The sequence below is a fragment of the Mesorhizobium sp. B1-1-6 genome, assembly GCF_006443035.1.
Classification (GTDB): domain Bacteria; phylum Pseudomonadota; class Alphaproteobacteria; order Rhizobiales; family Rhizobiaceae; genus Mesorhizobium.
On sequence record NZ_VFWR01000004.1, the window covers coordinates 81,526 to 102,007 of the forward strand.

Sequence of the window (20,482 nt, forward strand, 5' to 3'; positions counted from 1 at the left end):
CGTCCGGTTCCGAATCCACCGTCCGCCGTTCTCTTTCAAGAGAGTGAAATTTTTTTCATAAATTCAGACCGAATTCGGAAATTGTCAAGACGAATTTACGCAGAGTTAACCGTCTTGTTCGGATGACGAATTTTGCCTGACAATGAAATTATTTGCTTTCAGGGGATTGCAGGCCCCACGCGTTTGCGATCAATATTCGCTCAAAGCTCCAGCCCGCGCGCACAGGAGCAGGGAACATAATCAAAATATCGAACGGAGGATCGGATGACGGCATCCTGGAGATTTTCAACCCTGGCGGATCGCCATCGCGCGCTGGGTTCGAAACTCGAAGACTGGAGCGGCATGGGCACCGCCTGGACCTACGACAAGGATGCCGACGAGGAATACATCGCTATCCGCACCAAGGCCGGGCTGATGGATGTCTCGGGCCTGAAGAAGGTCCACATCACAGGCCCGCACGCCTCGCACCTCATCGATCTCGCCACCACGCGCGACGTCGAAAAAATCTATCCCGGCAAATCGGCCTATGCCTGCATGCTCAACGAGGCGGGAAAATTCACCGACGACTGCATCCTCTACCGCACCGGGCCGAATAGCTGGATGGTGGTGCATGGCTCGGGAACCGGACATGAGGAGTTGCAGCGGGCGGCGATGGGCAGGGACGTGTCGCTGCGCTTCGACGACAATCTGCACGACCTCTCGCTGCAGGGGCCGGCGGCGGTCGACTATCTTGCCAGGCACGTGCCGGGCATTCGCGACCTCAACTATTTCCATCACATGCAGACGCAGCTCTTCGGTTTTCCGGTGATGATCTCGCGCACCGGCTATACCGGCGAGCGCGGCTATGAAATCTTCTGCCGCGGCCAGGATGCCGGCACGATCTGGGACAGGATCCTCGACGAGGGCAAGAGCGCCGGCATCATCCCGTGCCGCTTCACTACGCTCGACATGCTGCGCGTCGAGAGCTATCTCCTGTTCTATCCCTACGACAATTCGCAGAAATATCCGTTCGAGAATGAAGGCCCCGGCGACACGCTGTGGGAACTCGGCCTCGACTTCACCGTCAGCCCGGGAAAGACCGGCTTTCGCGGCGCCGAGGAGCACTACCGTCTCAAGGGCAAGGAGCGCTTCAAGATCTATGGCGTGTTGCTCGACGGCAAGGAGCCGGCCGACGAGGGCGCCCCGGTCTATCGCGATGGGAAGAAAGTCGGCGTCGTCACCTGCGCCATGTATTCGCCGCTGGTCGAGAAATCGATGGGCATCGCCCGCCTCGACGTCGACTGCGCCGTCAAGGACACAAGGCTCGAGATCCGCAACAGGAGCGGATCGATCAAGGCGACGGCGCAGCCATTGCCGTTCGACGACCCAAAGAAGACCAAGCGCACGGCGAAAGGCTGAGGCATAGTCGAAGGCGAGGGTTCGAGGCACGAAGCAGAGAATGGCAGCCAAGTCGATCATCAGCCGGCCCGTCTACGGAACCTTGTCTCCGCAGCCCGGCAAGCACCATCTTTTCATCGCCGATGCCGAGGGTGCGCTCGCGATAGCGGACATGGCCAAAACGGCTCCGGACGGGTTCTTCGACGGTGCCGAGATCGTCTTCATTCCCGGGCCGGACGACAGGCAAGTCGCCGCTCTCGAAGCGCTGAAACCGGCGCGCTTCCACCAGGCGCCGTCCTTCGCCAGTCTGCTGCCGCGGCTGAAACAGACGCTTGATAACGCGCATATGGGCCTGCGCCTCTATCTCGCCGGTACCGAAGGGCTGATCGGCCAGGCCATGCAGGTGGCGCTCGATGCCGGCATCGACCACACCGCGATCCAGACCGAACATCGCGGCTCGCTGGCGCGCCGCGTGCAGTGCGTGCATTGCAAGGGCATCACCGAGAATGTAACGACGCAACCCGCCACCTGCTCGCATTGCGGCCTGCTACTTCTGGTACGCGACCACTATTCGCGGCGGCTGGCGGCGTTCCAGGGCGTCTGCATCAATGCCGAGGATCGCAGCGAAATTCCTCCGTTCGAGGAGGTCTTCCGATGAGCACCGGCACCACCAAGCTCGACGTCGTCGTCAGCGATGTTGTGCCCGTCAACGAGCTGGTCACCCGCTTTCATTTCCGCCGCCGCGACGGCGAGCTGTTGCCGACCTTTTCAGGCGGCGCCCATGTCGTGGTCGAGATGCGCGACGGCGACCGCACAAGGCTCAATCCCTATTCGCTGATGGGCTCGCCGCTCGACACGCGCGAATACACGATCTCGATACGTCGCGACGATGTCGGCCGGGGCGGCTCGCTTTTCATGCACCGGAGCGTCAAGCCCGGCCTGGAGATGGTGATCTCCTATCCAGTCAATCTGTTCTCACTCGATCTCCGGGCGAAGAAACATTTGATGCTGGCGGGCGGCATCGGCATCACGCCCTTCATGGCCCAGACCGCGCAGTTGGCAGGCGAGGGCGGCAATTTCGAACTGCACTACACCTGCCGCACGGCTTCGCTCGGCACCTATGCCGATGTGCTGCAACAGCGCTACGGCCGCCGGGTCCGGCTCTATCACGACGACCGCGGGGAACGCATAGACCTCGACCGGCTGCTGTCGTCGCAGCCGCTCGGCACGCATCTCTATGTCTGCGGTCCGGCAGGCATGATCGGCTGGGTGCGCGAGCGCGCCGCCGCGCTTGGCTGGCCACCGGAGACCGTGCATTTCGAGCATTTCGCGGCGCCGCAACCGGGATTGCCCTTCGATGTGACGCTGGCCGTCAGCGGCAAGAGCATCCGGGTCGGCGAGCAGCAGAGCCTGCTCGAGGCGATCGAGGCGGCCGGCGTCGATCCGCCCTATCTCTGCCGCGGCGGCGTTTGCGGCCAATGCGAAACCAACGTCATCGCGTCCGACGGCAAGTTCATCCACAACGACCATTGGCTGAGCGAGGAAGATCATCGCTCCGGCTGCAAGATCATGCCGTGCGTGTCGCGCTTCGAAGGCAAATCGCTGGTCTTGGAAAGATAGGAGGCGAGCTTGGGCATCACCTTTCGCAAGGAAACGTTTCGCGACGACTTCACCTTCAGGAACAGCCCTGAGCACATCAGGCGGTTCCCGTTTCCGTTCCATGAAGACAGCTACATGTATGCGGTCAACATCGAGCCGCATGTCGTCGGTCCGAAGGGCAGCGTGCTGGAAAACCTGATAGATGTCGATGAGCACTATGTCGCCGAGATGCAGGACCGCGCTCTGGTCCTGGCCGAGGATCCGTTGCGCTGCCAGTCGCTGCCGCACATGACGCTCGCCGGCTGGGATCTGCTCGAACTTCTGATGGAGCAGCAGGCGCTGGGCTATCCCGAGCATTTCACGCTGACCCGAGACGGCGATCGCTGGCGCTGGATCAACCGGCCGCTCGGCATCGACGACACCTTCACCTTCGGCGACACAACGACGCTGCCTTACGGGCCGATGGAGTACATCACCCGCCAGAGCCAGGGCGATTTCTGCATCCTCGATCAGCGCGACGGCAATCTTTGGATGGATGCCGGAATGGTCACCACCCAGGCCGACTGGTCGCTCGATTTTGACATCGGCATGAACTTCTTCGAGTGGCACGCGCCGGTACCGCTGGCACATGAAAAGGGGATTTTCGTCAGGGCGCTGAAGTTCCTCATCAACATCCAGCAGGGCAAGCCGGCGCGTCGCCTGAACTGGACCATGACCGTCAATCCGCGCCTCGACACCAGCCCCGAGAATTATCACAAATGGGGCCCGGACCGGGCGACGGTGACGCCCGACAATGTCGGCGACAAGGTGCATCTGCGGGTCGAGTTGCAGAGCTTCTGGCGCCTGCCGCGCTCCAACGCCATCGTCTTCCCGATCCGCTGCTACCTGATCAAGATGGACGAGCTGGTGACGCAACCGAAATGGGCGCGCCGCCTGCACCGCGTCGTCCGCGACCTGCCCGAGGAGCTTGCCACCTACAAGGGGCTGACGCGCTACCGCCCGACACTGGTCGAGTGGCTGTCGAAATTGGATGATGGCAGTGCGACGAGCCCGGGATTCGGGCCGGATTGATTGCTGTATTGACGCTGCCCTCCAAGCAGCCAATCTCCCCCCAAGAGGGGGAGATGCCCGGCAGGGCAGAGGGGGGCGCCGTGGAGCGCAGGCCTTGCCCAATGTCCAACCTCTAACGCTCCGCGAAACTCACCCGCCGCCCAGCCCGGCCACAATCACGACATGCTGGCAGACACTGTCGATGTCGCGGATAACATCGTCGTTCCAGAAGCGCAGGACGGTCCAGCCCAGGGCTTCGAACTTGGCGGTTCTTGCAGCGTCCAATTCCAACGCTTCGGCTTGGCCATGCTGGGAACCATCAAGCTCGACGATCAGCTTTTTGTCCGGGCATGCAAAATCGACGATATGGCCGGCGATAGGCATCTGGCGCCGAAAACCCCAGTCCATCAACCTACGTGCCCTGATCTCATTCCAGAGCTTGAGTTCGGCGTCGGTCATCACCTTGCGCATCCTGCGCGCATTGCGGCGGTTGTTGGAGGATACGAGATTATGCGTCATCGCGGTTCGCCCCCCTCTGTCCTGCCGGACATCTCCCCCTCAAGGGGGGAGATCGGATGTCACTTCGGCTTTCGCCAATCGCCAATGCTGTAAAAAAGGAAATCGAGCCCCGTTAACCCGCGCTCTGCGGATAGCAAATAATCGACAGATAGCGCATGGGCAGTTTCGTCAGCTGCTCCGGTCCGTGCGGGGCGTCGGCGTCGAAGAACAGGCTGTCGCCGGGCTTCATCGGATAGAGATTGCTGCCGTGCCGGTAAATGACCTCGCCCTCGAGCATATAAAGGAATTCCATGCCCTCGTGCTGGAAGGTCGGGAACACGTCCGAATCCTCGGTCAGCGTGATCAGATAGGGCTCGACGACGACGCCGCTGGTGTTTGAGCCGATATGGCCAAGCAGATTGTACTGGTGGCCGGCGCGCGTGCCGCGGCGCTCGACGTCCAACCCTTCGCCCGCCTTGACGAAAACGGCGCTGCGCTCCTCTTCGAAGCGGCGGAAGAAGGCGGTGACGGGAACACCCAGCGCCCGCGACAGCGCCTGCAAGGTGGTCAGCGACGGCGAGGTGATGCCGTTCTCGATCTTCGACAGCATGCCCAGCGAAATGTCGGTGGCGACCGCCAGATCGGCGACGGTGATGCCGAGCTTCTTGCGGAACGCGCGCACCTCGCGGCCGATCGCCACTTCCAGCACCTTTTCACGCGTGTCGCGGATGGCGTGCGGGTTCTGGGTAAGCGGCGCGCGGATGGTCTTCCCGTCCACCGAGACCTTTGGCAGCGGCTTTGCCTTTGCGCCGCCGGCTCCAGCACCGGCCTTTGGATTTGAAGCGTTTTTCGCCATGTCGCCCCCCGGACTTCGCGGATTTATTTCACTCAAGGTGAACATGTTCGGTGGCGATACATGAGCGCAGCCGCGTCGGCAAGCCGTCTTATGTCGCATGCGCCAATCCCGCGATTTCGGCCAATGCGGGTTCTTCGCCAGGAATCCGCCTTGCGCAAACGCCGCTCCCGCAGATGACTGTTGACAGTGCCGAAGGGCCAATTACTGTCACTGCCAGTGAAATTTGTTTCGCTGGGGAAATCAAAAAAATGGAGGCCCGGAAATGAACACTCGCGTTGCCGTCATCGGGGCCGGACCGTCCGGCCTAGCACAGCTCAGGGCCTTCAAGTCAGCGGCCGACAAAGGGGCAGACATTCCCGAGATCGTCTGCTTCGAAAAGCAGTCCGACTGGGGCGGCCTGTGGAATTATACATGGCGCACCGGCCTCGACGAGCATGGCGATCCGGTGCACGGCTCGATGTATCGCTATCTCTGGTCGAACGGGCCGAAGGAATGCCTGGAATTCGCCGACTACACGTTCGAGGAACATTTCGGCCGACCGATCGGCTCCTATCCCCCGCGCGCCGTGCTGTGGGACTACATCAAGGGCCGCGTCGAAAAGTCAGGCGTGCGCAAATGGGTGCGCTTCAACAGTCCTGTGCGCATGGTGACCTTCTCGGACGAGACGAAGAAATTCACCGTCACCGCGCATGACCGCACCAACGACGTCACCTATTCGGAAGAGTTCGACAATGTCGTCGTCGCGTCCGGGCATTTCTCGGTGCCAAACGTTCCCTATTTCGAGGGGTTCTCGACCTTCAACGGCCGCATCTTGCACAGCCACGATTTCCGCGACGCGATGGAATTCAAGGGCAAGGACATCCTGATCATCGGCCGCTCCTATTCGGCCGAGGACATCGGCTCGCAGTGCTACAAATACGGGGCGAAGTCGATCACCTCGAGCTACCGCTCCAAGCCGATGGGCTTCAAATGGCCTGAGAACTGGAAAGAGGTGCCGCTGCTCCAGAAGGTCGTCGGCAAGACCGCGCATTTCAAGGATGGTTCAACCAAGGATATCGACGCAATCATCCTGTGCACCGGCTATCTCCATTCCTTCCCTTTCCTCACCGACGACCTGAAGCTCAAGACCGCCAACCGCATGTGGCCGCTGGATCTCTATGAAGGCGTCGTTTGGGAGAAGAACCCGAAGCTTTTCTACATCGGCATGCAGGACCAGTTCTACACTTTCAACATGTTCGACGCGCAGGCTTGGTTCGCGCGCGACGTGATCATGGGCCGCATCAAGCTGCCGTCCGCGCAGGCAATGGCCGAGCACGGCGCCAGATGGCGGGCGCGCGAGGAGACGCTGGAAGACGCCGAGCAGATGATCTGGTTCCAGGGCGACTACACCAAGGAACTGATGGACCAGACCGACTATCCCGGCTTCGACGTCGAGGCGGTCAACCAGACCTTCATGGAATGGGAGCACCACAAGGTGGAAGACATCATGAGCTTCCGCGACCATTCCTACCGCTCGTTGATGACCGGCACCATGGCGCCGCTGCACCATACGCCCTGGCTTCAGGCGCTAGACGATTCGATGGAGAGCTATCTGGAAGTGAAGGGCGTCGCTGCGGAGTAGCTTGCCGTCAGGCCGGCAATACGACCCAGTCGTGGCGGCTTTCGCCATAGACGGCTTGCGTCGGTGCAGGGAAAGACGGATCGGCGAAACAGCCGACCGCGACAGCGACCGCCTCCGGTTTGCGCGACGGATACCAGAACACCGTCGAGCCGCAGTTTCCACAAAAGTGGAACGTGACGGGAAAGCCGCTGTCGGAATTGCGCCGGAATATCTGGGATGAGCCGTCGATGTCGATCGCGTCGGCATCGAAAAAAGCCGCTATCCCGAACGGACTGCCGGTGCGCCGCTGGCAGTCCAGGCAGTGGCAAAGCGATATTTTGGCCGGCTGTTGCGGACAGCGGATCTGCAATTGGCCACAGGTGCAGCGGGCAATCCTGCTGGTCATGTCTTCCTCCCTTGATAAGTTCGCCGGTTGAGCTTTAACCCAGCCTCGCCCGTGCCTTGGCCGTCCAGGCATTGAATAGCCGGTCGGCGACGATGCCGATGAAGGCGATGGCGAGCCCTGCCACGATGCCGCGGCCCGAATCGGCCTTTGACAGCGCGATGAACACCTCCTGGCCGAGATCACGGGTGCCGACCATGGCGCAGATGATGATCATCGCCAAAGCCATCAGGATCGTCTGGTTGACGCCCAGCATGATCTCGGGCAGCGCGAGCGGCAATTGCACGCGAAAAAAGGTCTGGCGCTGCGTGCAGCCCGAAACCTTGGCCGCCTCGATCAGCGCCGGCGGCACCTGCCTGATGCCGTGATTGGTATAGCGGATCGCCGGCACCACGGCGAAGGCGATCGTTGCGATCATCGCGGTGACGTCACCGACGCGGAACAGCATCACCACCGGAATGATGAAGCAGAAGGAGGGCAGCACCTGCAGCGTATCGATGACGGGCGTGATCACCTTCTCGACGCGATCGCTGCGCGCGGCCATCAGGCCGATGGGAATGCCGATCAGGCAAGCGATGAAAGCAGAGATGCCGCAGAGATAGACCGTCGCCATGGTCTTTTCCCACAGCCCGGTGACGGAGCAGAAGGCGGTCAGCACTGCCACCAGAGCGGCCAGGCGCAGGCCGGAAAGCTGATAGCCGGCAAGGCCGAGCAGAAATACCGCGCCCAGCCACGGAAAGCTTTCGCAGAAGGCGCGCACCGGGTTCAGCACGTTAAGGATCAGCGCCACGCGGAACGCCTCGATGACATCGAAGAAGTTGATCGTCACCCAATTCACCGCCGCTTTCCACAATGGCGCGGTGGTGAAGGTGATCGCCTTCGGCACCGCCGCAAAGGCAGGCACGAAGAGGCCAAGCAGTGTGGTGACGATCAGGATGGCGACGGCCAGCGTCAGATAGCGCCGCCAGAAGGCGGGCTGGACTTGCCGGTGGACGTGACCTTTTGCATGGTTGGCGGCGATGGCCTGGCTCAACCGGTCGAGCGCGACGGCCAGCGCCACGATGGCCAGCCCCGCTTCCATGGCTTCGCCGACCTTCAGCGCACGCAACGCCAGCAACACGTCATAACCCAGCCCGCCGGCGCCGATCATCGAGGCGATGATCACCATGTTCAGCGCCAGCATGATCACCTGGTTAACGCCGACCATCAGCGTCGGCCGCGCCGACGGCAAAAGCACGCGCCACAGTTTCTGCCGCGCCGTGCAGCCGGCCATCTCGCTGAAATCGTCGATCTCGGACGGCACCCGCGAGAGGCCGAGCATCGTTGCCCGCACCATTGGCGGCGCGGCGAAGATGGCGGTGGCGATCATCGCCGAAACCGGGCTGTTGCCGAACAGAAGCAGCATCGGGATGAGGTACGCGAAGGTCGGGATGGTCTGCATCAGATCGAGGGCAGGGGAGACGATCAGCCTTTCCGCCCAAGGCTTGCGCCAGGCCCAGATGCCGACGAACAATCCCGTGGCGATGCAGAATGGCACGGCGATGGAAATCAGCGCCAGCGTCAGCATGGCGCTGGTCCATTGGCCGAACAGCGCGATGTAGAGAAAACAGCCGCCGACCAGCATGCCGAGCTTGCGACCGCCAGCGGCATGCCCGGCGAGGAAGGCCGCCGCGCAGATGCCGATCCAGGACAGGCGCGGCAGCACATAGGCGTCGGCGCCGTGGCCGATCTTGAAATTCTTAGCCAGAAGGTCGAGCGCGAAGTCGAGCGGCACGCCGAGCACGGCAGTGATCGACCGCGTCAGCCATGACAGGTTTATTTTTATCCAGCGCATCAGGGCGCTGATCCAGTCGGCGACCGGCACGATCGCCTCGGCCGGATAATTGACGGCCCAGGGGAGACTGTCCTGGAGCAGGAACACGACCAGCACCACGCCAAGCGCTGCGGCCCAGACCAGCAGCCGGGTCTGCGCCGGTCGCGGCCTCGTCCCACTGGCGCTTGCCGTTACTGTCATGCACCGGCTCCTGACCTCTCGATGCCGGCGAGCAGGTCGATCACCGCTTGCGGCGTCACCTCGCCGATCGGCTTGCCGCTGCCGTTGATCACCGCGAACGGTCTGCCGCCCGCCACGATGCTGGCCGAGAAGCTGGCAATCTTGGCCTCCGGCGCCACCGTGCCGCCATGCTCGGCGCCGTCGCAGGCGCGCATCAGGCTCTTCGCCGAGATCACCTTGGCGCGGTCGACGTCGCGGGTGAATTCGGCGACATAGTCTGTCGCGGGATTAACCACCAGTTCCTCCGGCGTGCCGATCTGGATGACTTCGCCATCCTTCATGATGGCGATGCGGTCGGCCAGCCTTGTCGCCTCGTCGAAATCATGGGTGATGAAGACGATGGTCTTGTGCAGCATGGTTTGCAATCGCATCAACTCGTCCTGCATCTCGCGGCGGATCAACGGGTCGAGCGCCGAGAACGGTTCGTCGAGGAACCAGATCTCCGGCTTGGTCGCCAGGCTGCGGGCGATGCCGACACGCTGCTGCTGGCCGCCTGAAAGTTCGCGCGGATAGAAATGCTCGCGGCCGCGCAGGCCGACAAGCTCGATGACTTCGCGGGCGCGTGCTTCGCGCGTCGCACGGTCCTGCCCCTGGATGCTGAGCGGAAAGGCGATGTTGTCCAGCACGTTGAGATGCGGCAGCAGCGCGAAATTCTGGAACACCATGCCCATGCGGTGGCGCCTGAGTTCGATGAGCGCTGCATCCGAGATCTTGAGCAGGTTCTTGCCCTCGAACTCGACCTTGCCGTGCGTCGGCTCGACCAGACGCGACATGCAGCGCACCAGGGTCGACTTGCCCGACCCCGAGAGCCCCATGATGGTGAAGACCTCGCCCTGGCGGATTTCAAGATCGACGCCGCGTACCGCCCCGACCAGTCCGGCAGCGGCGACATCGGCCATGCTGGCCTTGCCGTCGCGCTCGCGGATGAAACTGGCCGCGTTCGAACCGAACAGTTTCCAGACATTGCGGCAGGCCAGCTTTATCGGGCGGGCATCCTTTGGCGCGCCCGCAACGTTTGATCCCTGTTCGGTCTTGTCAGGCATTCAAGCGTCCTTCTGGAATATCGACGATTGAGGCCCGGCCGATCGACGGCCGGGTCTCATTCTCCAGTCGGAGCAATCACTGTGCCCAGGCTTTCCAGTCGGCTTCGTGGACGGCGATCCAGGCGGCGGCGACGTCCTCCGGCGTCTTGCCGCCGAGGTCGATCTCGCCGCTCATCTTGTTGAGCTCGTCGGTGTCGACCGTGTAGGCCTTGGCCACCTTGTAGGCGACGGGCCATTTGTCCTTCATGCCGTTCCAGGCATATTTCCAGATCTCGCCATGCGGCTTGCCGCAATCATATTTGGCATCGGGATTCGTGCCCCATTTCGGGTCGCTGTAGCATTCGGGCGTGTATTCGGGGAATTCGACCCACTCGCCCTTGTATTTGGCCGGCGCCCAATGCGGCGAATAGATCCACAGCATGATCGGCGCCTTGCGCTGATAGGCCGAATCCAGCTCCGCGAACATCGCCGCGTCGGTGCCGGCGTGGATGACTGTGAATGGCAATTTGAGTGCCTCGACGCGCTCGTCGTCAAAACCCTCCCAGGTCACCGGACCGCCGAGATAACGACCCTTGGGTGTCGTCTCGGCTGTCGAAAAGGCCTCGGCGCATTTCGGGTCTTTCAGCGCTTCCCAATTGGGCAGGCCGGGGCATTTCTCTTTCATATATTCGGGGAACCACCACTCTTCCTTGGCCTTGGGGCCGAGCTTGCCGAGGCGCTCGGTCTGGCCGGTGGCATCGGAAGCCTTCATCGCCTCGCCGGCGGTCGTGTCCCAGAATTCCAGGCCGACATCGAGGTCGCCATTGGTGAGACCGGTGGTCAGGCTGGAGAGGTAATCGGCGGTCGGATATTCGACGGTGTAGCCGAGCTTTTCGAGAATGCCGCCGAGAATCTTGGCGTTGAGGTTGACGCTGGTCCAGTCGAACAGCGCGATCTTGATGGGGTCGTTGGATTCAGGGGCTGCGGCGTGGACGGAAAGCGTTGGCAGGCTCAGTGCCGCGAGCGCGGCGGCGCCCAGGGACAGTTTAGAAACTCTGCTCCGAAATGACATGCTTGTTCTCCTTCAAGCTGTGACGGTTATCGTTCGTTCCCTTCTTGCGTCTTTCTGCCCTTGTTGGGTTTTTTCTTGATTGTGTTGGAAAGACCTGCCTTTGCGCAAGGCCGTTTCCGCCATCGCGCGGCCAAAACCGGCGCAGGCGGGATTGTGCTGAGTTTTTGATTTGCGGAAATGGTGCTGAGAGGGTCGGCGTCATAGCTGCCGACGCATCGCTACGACAGCGATCACCTGCCGGTCGATTGCCAGCCTTATGGCGCCCTGCAAAATGCGAGCCATCAGGGTCCCCTGACCTCGGCTATCGGCCCGGCAAGCCCCATCGCCAGGACGGTTTCATGGGATGAAATTATATATACCAACGTTCATCGCGCGCAACGACTAAGGCTTTGCTGGATGCATAATTCGGACCGCAGGCGAGGTCGCACCCAACCCACCTGCCGAGCCACCTTACCAGCAGACGTAGCCGCCATCGACGATCAGGTCGAGGCCGGTGACGAAGCTCGACGCGCGGCTGGCCAGGAACACGGTCGGCCCGACCATTTCCTCGGGCGCCGCCATGCGCCCCATCGGCGTGTCGCGCTTGAAGATCTTTATCTCTTCCGCCACCTCCGGCCGCTTGTTCATCGGCGTCAGCGTGTAGCCCGGGCTGACCACATTGACGCGCAGGCCGCGGTCGGCCCACTCCATGGCGAGGCTCTTCGACATGTGGATGACGGCGGCCTTCGAGGAATTGTAATGCGCCTGCGTCAGCCCGCGATTGACGATGGTGCCCGACATCGAGGCGATGTTGACGATCGAGCCCTTGCGCCGCGCCAGCATCTTGCGCGCTTCGGCCTGGCAGGACAGGAACACGCCGGCGACATTGACCTCGTGCACCTTCCGCCACGTCTCCAGGGCCATTGTCTCGGCCGGCTCCGATCCGGCGATGCCGGCATTGTTGACGGCAATCGTCAGGGCGCCGAGTTCGCTCTCGACGCGGTCGGTCGCCGCCGCGAGATCGCTCTCGGACGTCACCGTGCCCGTCAGCACCAGCGCCTTGCGCCCAAGCGCGGTGATACGCTGTGCGGTCTCCTCCAGCCCGCCCTTCGATGCATGGCCGAAACAGGCGACGTCGGCGCCGGCCTGCGCCAATCCGATCGCGATTGCCTGGCCGATGCCGCTGCCGGCACCGGTAACCAGCGCGACATCGCCGTCCAGCTTGAAAAGATCCATCGATAACCCTCCCTGCTTCAGGGAGGGTATGCGCTGTCCCGCGTTCCGATCAAGCCTTCAGCGCGGGCATTGCGACACGGCTAGAAATAGCCGTCGGAGGCGGCCGTGGCTTCTTTCGGGATCTCGACGCCGTCGACCAGGATCTTGTCGACCAGTTCGTGATGGAAGCAGACCAGGCCCTTGATGCGCTCCGCCTCATGCACCGGCTCGGGATAATACCAGACGAGGTTCTCGTGGCGCTTCTTGCCCGTCGTCACGTGATAGTAGTTGGAGATGCCCTTGTAGGGGCAGCGCGAGATGTAGCGGCTGGGCGCGAACATATCGAGCCGCGTGTCGGAGATCGGCAGATAATGGCGTACCGGATGGCCGGTCTCGAACAGGAACACGCCGCGCCGTGAATCGGCGATCTGCTCGCCGTCCAGGATGACCTGCACCCGCCGTGAGGACGGCAGGCAGTCGACCCGCCGGAACGGGTCGCGGGCGTGGACGAAGATCTCCTCGTCCTCCTCATACCAATGCGTCATCTTGGGCCAGTAGAAGGACATGTAGTCCGCGATCGGTGGGCAGCCCTTGACCGGGTCGAGATAGCGCCAGGCGGCATCCTCGACCAGCGTGATGCCGGTGTTGAGCGAGTAGTGCGTGGCCAGGCCCTTGAACGGATCTTCCGTCGTCGTCCTGCTCGGCAGCAGGAATTCCTCGCGCACGTCGCTCATCGGGAAATAGTAGACCGGCAGGTGATCGGATTCGTAGAACACCAGCGCCCTGGTCGTGTCGGCGACGATCATCGATCCCACTTGCACGCGCAGCCGCTTCTGCATCGGCATGGTGAAGGCGACGTAGCCGGGCTCGAACTCATACTGCACGATCGTGTCGAGCAAGGGAAAATGCGGCCCGCGGCCGCGCAAATGAGGCTTGCGAATGGTAGTCTCCCGTTTCTTTTCTTTTGTCATAGAGTGCTGGCGCAAAGCGAGATGGACCTGGATTGAGTCGTCTCGGAGTGGGTTTCCGGGCGGCGGGCTTCTCCTGAGTCGAGCGGCTCGAACGATGGCCCCCCATCGCCCTTCGCAGCCCCGCTGGCGGATAGCCTCGCCGCCCGAAAGCAGAAATTGTCCATCCAGCCTCTATCCCAGCGACACCCGGTCGAGCAGCAGGCCGGCGGCGATCGGCGGCAGCCCGCTGACATTCTTGCGCACCGGCACCAGGAGGTCGGGGAAATAGCTGAAGATGACAGGCGTCTCGTCGAGCAGCAGCTTCTGGATGTCTGACGCCGCCGCCCGCTGCGCGCCGATGTCGAGCGCCTTGAGATAGGAATTGACCATGCCGTCATAGGCGGCGCTCTTGAAATGCGCCGCATTCCACGGGCCGTCGCTGACCAGCGGGCTTTTCAGGAAGACGTTCGGCACGCTGCGATGGGCGTAGTCGGTGATGCCGAGCGGGCTGTCCAGCCAGTCCGATTGACCGAACACCGCCTTGCCGTAATATTTGTCCTGGTCCTCGATGTTGAGCGAGACGCGCGCGCCGATCTCCTTGGCGAAGTTCTGGAACAGCTGCGCGTAGCCGGGAATGTCGGAGTAGCGCAGCGTCGTCAGCGTGATGTCGAAGCCGCTGCTGAGGCCCACGGCTTCCATAAGCTGCTTGGCCTTGGCGATGTCCTGGGCGCGCTGCGGCACCGTTCTGTCGGTCGCGGGGAAGGCCGCCGCAAACGGGCTGTCATTGCCGGTCGCCGCCATCCCGCGGCACAGCCCATCCACCAGCTTGGAACGGTCGATGCACAGCGCCAGCGCCTGGCGCACGCGCTTGTCGGTGAAAGGCGCCATGTCGCAGCGCATGTGGAGCTGGCGGTGCGCGGTCGAGGCGACGCGCAGCACGGTGATGTCGGGGCTGTTCAGCACCACTTGGCTGACATCGAGCGGAACGGCGTCGAGAATGTCCACTTCGCCGGCCTGCAGCGCCAGGATGCGCGGCTGGACATCGCCGTAGAATTTGAACTCGAGCCGGTCGGGCAACGCCTTCTCGCCCCAATAATCGGGGTTGCGGATGAAGGTAGCGCCGACTTTCGGCGTGTAGCTCTCCAGCCGGAACGGGCCGGTGCCTTCAAAGGTCTTTTCGTAGTCGCCCTTGTAGCTCGCCGGCAGGATGACGGCATTGTAGTTGTCGATCGACACCGAATAGGGAAAGCTGCCGTTCGGCACGTCGAGATGGAAGGCGACGGTGTGGTCGTCGACCTTCCGGGTGCCGCCCTTCGACAGCAGGCCCTTGAACACCGAAAGCGCGTTCGAGGCCCCGTCCGGGTCGGCCAGCCGGTCGAAGGTCGCGACGACGTCGTCGGCCTTGAAGTCCTCGCCATTGTGGAATTTCACGCCCTTGCGCAGCTTGAACGTCCAGACGCTGCCGTCCTCGTTCGGCGACCAGCTTTCCGCCAGCACCGGCTTCAGCGTGAGGTCCGGCTGTGTGACGCAGAGGAATTCGGCGGTCTGGAAAACCAGCTGGTAGCTGCCGCTGTCGTAGTAGGTGACGGGATCGATGGCCCCGCCTGGCGTCGCCACGCCGGCGCGCACCGTGCCGCCCGGTTTGCCTTCGGCGCGGGCTTCTTGCGTGCCGAGACCGGCGGCGGCGACAAGGCTGCCCAAGAACGGCAGCGAAAGGCCGAGAACGCTGCCATGGCGCAGGAAATCGCGCCGGTCGAGCCGGCCGGCCAGCAATTCGTCGACAGCGGAATTTTCGATTGCAGTGAGATTCCGGCGGGCGATGTCGATCCTCTCGAAATGCTTCGGCATGGCTGCAATCCTCGCTTGTCTTGGGGCAGGCCATCTAGTTCATCGTTGACCGCGAGCGGAAAGCGATATTTTTTGATAGGGGCCATCGGAATTTTCGATGCGGAGAGCCAAGGCATGGACACCGAAAACCTGCGCAGTTTCCTGGAGATTGCCGAGCATGGCAGCTTCACCGTCGCGGCCAATCGGCTGAACCTTGCCCAGTCCACCGTCAGTGCGCGGATAAGAGTGCTGGAGGAGCAGTTGGGGCGACGGCTTTTCATCCGCGACCGCGATGGCATCACGCTGACGCCGGCCGGCCGCCAGTTCCTGCCGCATGCGTCCGCCATCACCCGCACCTGGGAGCAATCGAGGCAGGACATCGCCGTTCCCGATGGCTATGAAACACTGCTCCGGCTGACCGCGCCCGCCTATCTGTGGGAGCGCATCACTTCGCCATGGGTCGAATGGATGCGCGCCGAGCGGCCGAACGTTGCGTTACGGCTCGAGGGCAGTTTTCCCGATCTGGCGATCGACCAACTGGCCGAAGGCCTGCTCGACATCTGCATCCTCTATCTGCCGCGGCCGCATCCCGGAATCGTTTACGAAACGCTGGCCGTCGATCAGGTCGTGCTTGTCCAGCATGCCGCGCAGACGAAGCCATGGACCGAGAACTACATACTGATGGACTGGGGGCTCGAATTCCGCATCGAGCATGATCGGGCGTTTGCCGGCATGGTCAAGCCGGCCATTTCGGCCGGCCTGGTCTTCATCGGTTTGCAGCACGTGCTGTCGCAGCAAGCCGCCGCCTATCTGCCGCTCAGCGCCGTCAGCGGCCATATCGAGCGCGGCGAAATGAAACGCGTCGCGAACACGCCCGTGTTCCAGCGGCCGATCTATCTTGCCTATCCCAGCAATCCGGCGTCGTCGGATGTGCTCGACGTGGCCTTGGCGGGATTGCGGGCACTGACGAGGGATTGGGCCGGCGAGCAGGGCTTTGCCGAGGGCGACCGGTCCTTCAGCATGGCCGGCCATCCGTGAAGGGCAGGGGCCGTATGTTCGGCTACGCCGGCTCGGTATCGACCGCTGCCGGCCTCTGCAGCCTGGCGAGTTCCACATAGGGAATATGGCAACGGATCGAGTGTCCGGGGCGCGCCTCGGCCAGCGGCGGTTCCTGTTGTTCGCAGATCGGGCCGATCTTGCGTGGGCAGCGCGTGTGGAAGACACAGCCCGGCGGCGGATTGGTGGCGCTGGGGATTTCGCCGTCGAGACGGATGCGCGCCGTCTCGGTCTGGTCGAGCCTGGGCACGGCCGACAGCAGCGCTTCGGTGTAGGGATGATGCGGGCCGGAGAAAACGTCCTCCGACGGCCCAAGCTCCATGATGCGGCCGAGATAGAGCACGGCGATTTTGTCGGAGAGGTAGCGCACCACGCCAAGATCATGCGAGATGAAGATGTAGCTGACGTCTTCCTTCGCTTGCAGATCGGCGAGCAGGTTCAGGATCGCGGCCTGCACCGACACGTCGAGCGCCGAGGTCGGCTCGTCGCACACGACGATGCGTGGATCGCCGGCGAAGGCGCGCGCTATGGCAACGCGCTGTTTCAGTCCGCCCGACAGCTGGCGCGGCTTCACGGCCAGATGCCGGTCGGTCAGCCGCACCGAGCGGACGAGGTCGTCGAGGCGCGCCTTGAGCGCCTTGCCGCTCAAGCCCGCCAGCCGCTTCAGCGCGCGGCCGATCAGATGCCTTATCGAATGCGACCGGTTGAGTGCGGAGTCCGGATTCTGGAAGACGATCTGCATCGCCTTGACCTGGTCGTCGCTGCGGTCCCCCAGCCGCGGCGCCAGCGCCTTGCCCTCGAGCTCGATGCTGCCGCCGTCGTCGGGCGGCACGAGGCCGAGCAGCAGCCTGGCGAAAGTGGTCTTGCCGCTGCCGGACTCGCCGACCAGCCCGAGCGTTTCGCCCGGCCTGAGATCGAGCGACACGTCCTTCACCGCGCGCAGCGAATGGCCATGGCTGGCAAAGGTCTTGTTCAGCCCGGCGACCCGCAATACCGGCGTGGCTGCGGCTTTCGGCGCGGCGGGCGCGTCGCTGGGCGTCGTGCGCGGGAGGGATTGCGCCTTCTCGTGATAGTGACAGCGCGACAGCCGGCCGCCCAGCTCGTAGAGCGGCGGCAACTCGTTGCGGCAGCGGTCTGTAGCGAGAGCGCAGCGGTCGGTGAAGGGGCAGCCCTTGATGTCGGCCCCGATGCCGGGCAAAAAGCCCGGGATGGTGTCGAGGCGGCCCTGGTCCTTGCGCTGGCCGCCGCGCGGCAGGCAGCGCAGCAGCGCTACCGTATAGGGATGGCGCGGATCGTTGAAGACGGCCTCCGTCGGCCCTTCCTCGACCAGCATGCCGGCATAGAGCACGCCGACGCGATCGCACATGTTGGAGACGACGGCGAGATTGTGGCTGATGAACAGGATCGAGGCCGACAATTCTTGCCGCAGCTGCGCGATCAGGTCGAGCACCTCGGCTTCGACGGTCGCGTCGAGGCCGGTCGTCGGCTCGTCCAGGATCAGCATCGAAGGATCGTTGGCCAGCGCCATGGCGATCGCCACGCGCTGCTGCATGCCGCCGGAAAGCTGGTGCGGATAGCGTTGCATGACGCTGACCGGATCGGAGATCCGCACCCGGTTCAGCATGGCGATTGCGCGATCCTCGGCTGCCTGCCCCGTTTTGCCCCCAAGCTCGAAGATCTCGGTCAGCTGGCGACCGATGCGGATCGACGGGTTCAGCGCCTTGCCGGGGTCCTGATAGACCATTGAGACGCTTTCGGCTCGCATCTTTCTGAGCGCCTCGGCATCGAGCTTCATGACGTCCTGTCCGTCGAGCGAGATCGCGCCGCCTGATATGGAACCGTTTCGCGGCAGGTAGCGCACGACGGAAAGGGCGACCGTGGATTTGCCGCAGCCGGATTCGCCGACCAGCCCATAGGCCTCGCCTTGGCCGATGGTGAGACTGAGATTGCGCAGCACCGCCCGGTTTCGGCCGGAAACACGATAAGCGACCGACAGGTCGTTGAGGTCGAGTGCGTTCTGGGCCTGCGCCTTCCGGGTCTTGGAGGGTTCAGTCATTGAAGGCTCCATGCACGCCGTCGGCCGCCAGGTTGACGCCGATCACCAGCGAGGCGATGGCGAGCGCGTCGAACAGCACGGTCCACCAGAAGCCGCCGCCGATCATGCCGTAATTGCTGGAAATCGAGAGCCCCCAGTCCGGCGACGGCGGCTGGATGCCGAAGCCCATGAAGGAAAGCGTGGCAACCGCGAAAATGGCATAACCAAGCCGCACGGTCGTTTCAACCAGGATCGGCGGAATGACGTTGGGCAGGATCTCGACGAACATCGTATGCAGCGCACTCTCATGCCTGAGCTGGGCCGCGGCGACATAGTCGAGCTCGCGCTCAGCCAGCACCGCCGAGCGCACGGTGCGCGCGATGATCGGCGCGAAGCTCAGGCCGATGACCACGATGACGGTGGTCTTGGACGTGCCGAGCGCCACGATGGCGAGCAGCGCCACGATCACCACCGGGATTGCCATGAAGGCTTCCAGGATGCGGCTGACGACATCGTCGACGATACCGCGGAAGTAACCGGTGAGCAGCCCGAGCGCCGTGCCGGCCACCGTCGCCAGCAATGTCGCCAGCGGCGCCACGGTCAGGATGTCGCGCGAGCCGACGATGACGCGCGAGAAGACGTCGCGGCCGATCTGGTCGGTGCCGAACCAGTGTTCGGCCGAAGGCGGCGCCAGCGCGTTGATGATGTCGTCGGCGAGCGGATCGTAGGGCGCGAAATGTTCGCCGAACAGCGCACAGGCGACCCAGAACAGCACGATGGTGATGCCGACGAGGAAGGTGCCGGAGCGAAGCAGCGAGGACAAAACCTCCGCCAGGGGGCTGCGCTGGCGGGTGTCGTCCTGTCTGGCGGGACTGGTCTGGACGGCGCTCATTGTTCTGACCCCAGCCGGATGCGTGGATTGAGCACGGAATAGAGGAAGTCGGCCACAAGGGTGGCCACGGCATACACGATGCCGATGGTCAGGATGCCCGATTCCAGCATCGGGAAATCCTTGCCCCGCGCAGCGGTGAAGATCAGCGAGCCGATACCCTGGTAGCGGAACAGCGTCTCGATCACCACCAGCCCGCCGATGAGATAGCCGGTCTGGGTGGCAATGACGGTGATGGTCGGCAGCAGCGCATTGCGCAGCACATGGCGCCAGATCACCGTGCGCCAGGGCAGGCCCTTGAGCACCGCGGTTCGCGTATAGTCGGAATCGAGCGCCTCGATCATGCCCGAGCGCGCCATGCGCGCGATATAGCCGAACAGCACCAGGAACAGCGGCAGCGCCGGCAGGATCAGGTAGTAAAGCTGCGTGAAGAAACCGGCATCGCGCGGCCATGCCGCCGAGATCGGCAGCCAGCGCAGCCAGACGCCGAAGATCAGGATCAGGATGATGCCGGTGACGAACTCCGGCAGCACCGTCACTGACAGGCCGCCAAGGCTGATGATGCGGTCGAGCGGCCGGTTGAGGTTGAGCGCCGCGACGACGCCGCCAAGGATGCCGATCGGCACCACCAGCACGAAGGCGACCGCCGCCAGCTTCATCGAATTCCCCAGCGCATCGATGACGAAGGGGGCGACTGGCGAGCGGAAGATGTAGGACGTGCCCATGTCGCCCTGGACGAAGTTTGAAATCCAGCTCCAGTACTGGGCAAGCAGTGGCCGGTCGACGCCGAGCGAATGGTTGAGCGCATCGACGGCGCGCTGGTCGGCGAACGGCCCCAATATGGCGCGCCCGACATTGCCGGGCAGCACCTGCCCGCCCAGGAAGACCATGATGCTGAGCAGGAACAGCGTGACGAGCGAAAGCGAGACGCGCCGGACAAGGAAGGAGAGAATGGCTAACACTCCCTGAGTAGCCAGCTCCCGTCAGGAAGCTGGCTGTTA

18 protein-coding genes are annotated in these 20,482 nt (G+C 63.1%); 6 read left to right on the top strand and 12 right to left on the bottom strand.

From position 1 onward, the window contains the following. Positions 1-264: 264 nt before the first annotated feature. The 4 genes from FJ979_RS09545 to FJ979_RS09560 are packed head-to-tail and all read left to right on the top strand — an operon-like array spanning position 265 to position 4,047. On the top strand, positions 265-1,398 hold the full coding sequence (locus tag FJ979_RS09545; RefSeq protein WP_140497877.1) for an aminomethyltransferase family protein: 1,134 nt from the start codon (positions 265-267) through the stop codon (positions 1,396-1,398). Positions 1,399-1,438: 40 nt separating this feature from the next. Then, positions 1,439-2,035, top strand: coding sequence for a dimethylamine monooxygenase subunit DmmA family protein (locus tag FJ979_RS09550; protein WP_140497879.1), 597 nt, complete (start codon positions 1,439-1,441; stop codon positions 2,033-2,035). Then, positions 2,032-2,997, top strand: coding sequence for a PDR/VanB family oxidoreductase (locus tag FJ979_RS09555; RefSeq protein ID WP_140497881.1), 966 nt, complete (start codon positions 2,032-2,034; stop codon positions 2,995-2,997). Before FJ979_RS09550 ends, FJ979_RS09555 begins: the two co-directional genes overlap by 4 nt. Positions 2,998-3,006: 9 nt before the next feature. Next, a complete protein-coding gene (locus FJ979_RS09560; protein ID WP_140497883.1) occupies positions 3,007-4,047 on the top strand; it encodes a DUF3445 domain-containing protein in 1,041 nt (346 codons plus the stop codon). A gap of 129 nt (positions 4,048-4,176) precedes the next feature. Here FJ979_RS09560 and FJ979_RS09565 read toward each other — a convergent pair whose 3' ends face one another. Both FJ979_RS09565 and FJ979_RS09570 read right to left on the bottom strand, forming a co-directional pair. Further along, positions 4,177-4,545, bottom strand: a complete 369-nt coding sequence (locus FJ979_RS09565; protein WP_140580707.1) for an endonuclease domain-containing protein — start codon at positions 4,543-4,545, stop codon at positions 4,177-4,179. A 112-nt stretch (positions 4,546-4,657) separates the two neighbouring features. Next, positions 4,658-5,380: an XRE family transcriptional regulator gene (locus FJ979_RS09570; RefSeq protein WP_140580709.1), complete on the bottom strand. Its 723-nt coding sequence runs from the start codon at positions 5,378-5,380 to the stop codon at positions 4,658-4,660. A gap of 262 nt (positions 5,381-5,642) precedes the next feature. Here FJ979_RS09570 and FJ979_RS09575 point away from each other — a divergent pair, with 262 nt between their 5' ends. Next, positions 5,643-7,001: an NAD(P)/FAD-dependent oxidoreductase gene (locus FJ979_RS09575; RefSeq protein WP_140514713.1), complete on the top strand. Its 1,359-nt coding sequence runs from the start codon at positions 5,643-5,645 to the stop codon at positions 6,999-7,001. Between the two features lie 7 nt (positions 7,002-7,008). On the opposite strand, the gene FJ979_RS09580 is transcribed toward FJ979_RS09575, so the two are convergent. The 7 genes from FJ979_RS09580 to FJ979_RS09610 form a co-directional block, all read right to left on the bottom strand. Further along, positions 7,009-7,386 (bottom strand): GFA family protein, encoded by a 378-nt coding sequence (locus tag FJ979_RS09580; RefSeq protein WP_140580710.1) that lies wholly within the window; start codon positions 7,384-7,386, stop codon positions 7,009-7,011. Between the two features lie 34 nt (positions 7,387-7,420). Next, complete coding sequence (locus tag FJ979_RS09585; RefSeq protein ID WP_140580712.1) at positions 7,421-9,397, bottom strand: ABC transporter permease subunit; 1,977 nt, start codon at positions 9,395-9,397, stop codon at positions 7,421-7,423. Next, entirely contained in the window at positions 9,394-10,479 is a 1,086-nt protein-coding gene (locus tag FJ979_RS09590; protein WP_140580714.1) for a glycine betaine/L-proline ABC transporter ATP-binding protein, read from the bottom strand. The genes FJ979_RS09585 and FJ979_RS09590 overlap by 4 nt, the downstream gene beginning before the upstream one ends. 76 nt (positions 10,480-10,555) lie before the next feature. Then, positions 10,556-11,530 carry an ABC transporter substrate-binding protein gene (locus FJ979_RS09595; RefSeq protein WP_140580715.1) on the bottom strand — a complete coding sequence of 325 codons (975 nt, stop codon included), beginning with the start codon at positions 11,528-11,530 and terminating at the stop codon, positions 10,556-10,558. A gap of 450 nt (positions 11,531-11,980) precedes the next feature. Next, positions 11,981-12,745 carry an SDR family oxidoreductase gene (locus FJ979_RS09600; protein WP_140551121.1) on the bottom strand — a complete coding sequence of 255 codons (765 nt, stop codon included), beginning with the start codon at positions 12,743-12,745 and terminating at the stop codon, positions 11,981-11,983. A gap of 80 nt (positions 12,746-12,825) precedes the next feature. After that, on the bottom strand, positions 12,826-13,695 hold the full coding sequence (locus FJ979_RS09605) for a DUF427 domain-containing protein (protein WP_140559338.1): 870 nt from the start codon (positions 13,693-13,695) through the stop codon (positions 12,826-12,828). Between the two features lie 171 nt (positions 13,696-13,866). Beyond that, positions 13,867-15,522: an ABC transporter substrate-binding protein gene (locus tag FJ979_RS09610; RefSeq protein WP_140580717.1), complete on the bottom strand. Its 1,656-nt coding sequence runs from the start codon at positions 15,520-15,522 to the stop codon at positions 13,867-13,869. Positions 15,523-15,636: 114 nt separating this feature from the next. Between FJ979_RS09610 and FJ979_RS09615 the strand changes: the two genes are divergently transcribed. After that, positions 15,637-16,539, top strand: a complete 903-nt coding sequence (locus tag FJ979_RS09615) for a LysR family transcriptional regulator (protein ID WP_140497905.1) — start codon at positions 15,637-15,639, stop codon at positions 16,537-16,539. Between the two features lie 22 nt (positions 16,540-16,561). On the opposite strand, the gene FJ979_RS09620 is transcribed toward FJ979_RS09615, so the two are convergent. Genes FJ979_RS09620 through FJ979_RS09630 form a run of 3 tightly spaced genes read right to left on the bottom strand, consistent with a single transcriptional unit; the run spans position 16,562 to position 20,434 of the window. Then, complete coding sequence (locus FJ979_RS09620; protein WP_140580719.1) at positions 16,562-18,613, bottom strand: ABC transporter ATP-binding protein; 2,052 nt, start codon at positions 18,611-18,613, stop codon at positions 16,562-16,564. Next, complete coding sequence (locus FJ979_RS09625) at positions 18,606-19,484, bottom strand: ABC transporter permease (RefSeq protein WP_140497909.1); 879 nt, start codon at positions 19,482-19,484, stop codon at positions 18,606-18,608. The genes FJ979_RS09620 and FJ979_RS09625 overlap by 8 nt, the downstream gene beginning before the upstream one ends. Further along, positions 19,481-20,434, bottom strand: coding sequence for an ABC transporter permease (locus FJ979_RS09630; RefSeq protein ID WP_140498118.1), 954 nt, complete (start codon positions 20,432-20,434; stop codon positions 19,481-19,483). The genes FJ979_RS09625 and FJ979_RS09630 overlap by 4 nt, the downstream gene beginning before the upstream one ends. Positions 20,435-20,482 lie beyond the last annotated feature (48 nt).

What these genes read in the sequence shown, in the direction of transcription:
- FJ979_RS09545 (WP_140497877.1), top strand. Translation starts at nt 265, where the DNA reads ATGACGGCATCCTGGAGATTTTCAACCCTGGCGGATCGCCATCGCGCG.
- FJ979_RS09550 (WP_140497879.1), top strand. Translation starts at nt 1,439, where the DNA reads ATGGCAGCCAAGTCGATCATCAGCCGGCCCGTCTACGGAACCTTGTCT.
- FJ979_RS09555 (WP_140497881.1), top strand. Translation starts at nt 2,032, where the DNA reads ATGAGCACCGGCACCACCAAGCTCGACGTCGTCGTCAGCGATGTTGTG.
- FJ979_RS09565 (WP_140580707.1), bottom strand. Translation starts at nt 4,545, where the DNA reads ATGACGCATAATCTCGTATCCTCCAACAACCGCCGCAATGCGCGCAGG.
- FJ979_RS09570 (WP_140580709.1), bottom strand. Translation starts at nt 5,380, where the DNA reads ATGGCGAAAAACGCTTCAAATCCAAAGGCCGGTGCTGGAGCCGGCGGC.
- FJ979_RS09575 (WP_140514713.1), top strand. Translation starts at nt 5,643, where the DNA reads ATGAACACTCGCGTTGCCGTCATCGGGGCCGGACCGTCCGGCCTAGCA.
- FJ979_RS09580 (WP_140580710.1), bottom strand. Translation starts at nt 7,386, where the DNA reads ATGACCAGCAGGATTGCCCGCTGCACCTGTGGCCAATTGCAGATCCGC.
- FJ979_RS09585 (WP_140580712.1), bottom strand. Translation starts at nt 9,397, where the DNA reads ATGACAGTAACGGCAAGCGCCAGTGGGACGAGGCCGCGACCGGCGCAG.
- FJ979_RS09590 (WP_140580714.1), bottom strand. Translation starts at nt 10,479, where the DNA reads ATGCCTGACAAGACCGAACAGGGATCAAACGTTGCGGGCGCGCCAAAG.
- FJ979_RS09595 (WP_140580715.1), bottom strand. Translation starts at nt 11,530, where the DNA reads ATGTCATTTCGGAGCAGAGTTTCTAAACTGTCCCTGGGCGCCGCCGCG.
- FJ979_RS09600 (WP_140551121.1), bottom strand. Translation starts at nt 12,745, where the DNA reads ATGGATCTTTTCAAGCTGGACGGCGATGTCGCGCTGGTTACCGGTGCC.
- FJ979_RS09605 (WP_140559338.1), bottom strand. Translation starts at nt 13,695, where the DNA reads ATGACAAAAGAAAAGAAACGGGAGACTACCATTCGCAAGCCTCATTTG.
- FJ979_RS09610 (WP_140580717.1), bottom strand. Translation starts at nt 15,522, where the DNA reads ATGCCGAAGCATTTCGAGAGGATCGACATCGCCCGCCGGAATCTCACT.
- FJ979_RS09615 (WP_140497905.1), top strand. Translation starts at nt 15,637, where the DNA reads ATGGACACCGAAAACCTGCGCAGTTTCCTGGAGATTGCCGAGCATGGC.
- FJ979_RS09620 (WP_140580719.1), bottom strand. Translation starts at nt 18,613, where the DNA reads ATGACTGAACCCTCCAAGACCCGGAAGGCGCAGGCCCAGAACGCACTC.
- FJ979_RS09625 (WP_140497909.1), bottom strand. Translation starts at nt 19,484, where the DNA reads ATGAGCGCCGTCCAGACCAGTCCCGCCAGACAGGACGACACCCGCCAG.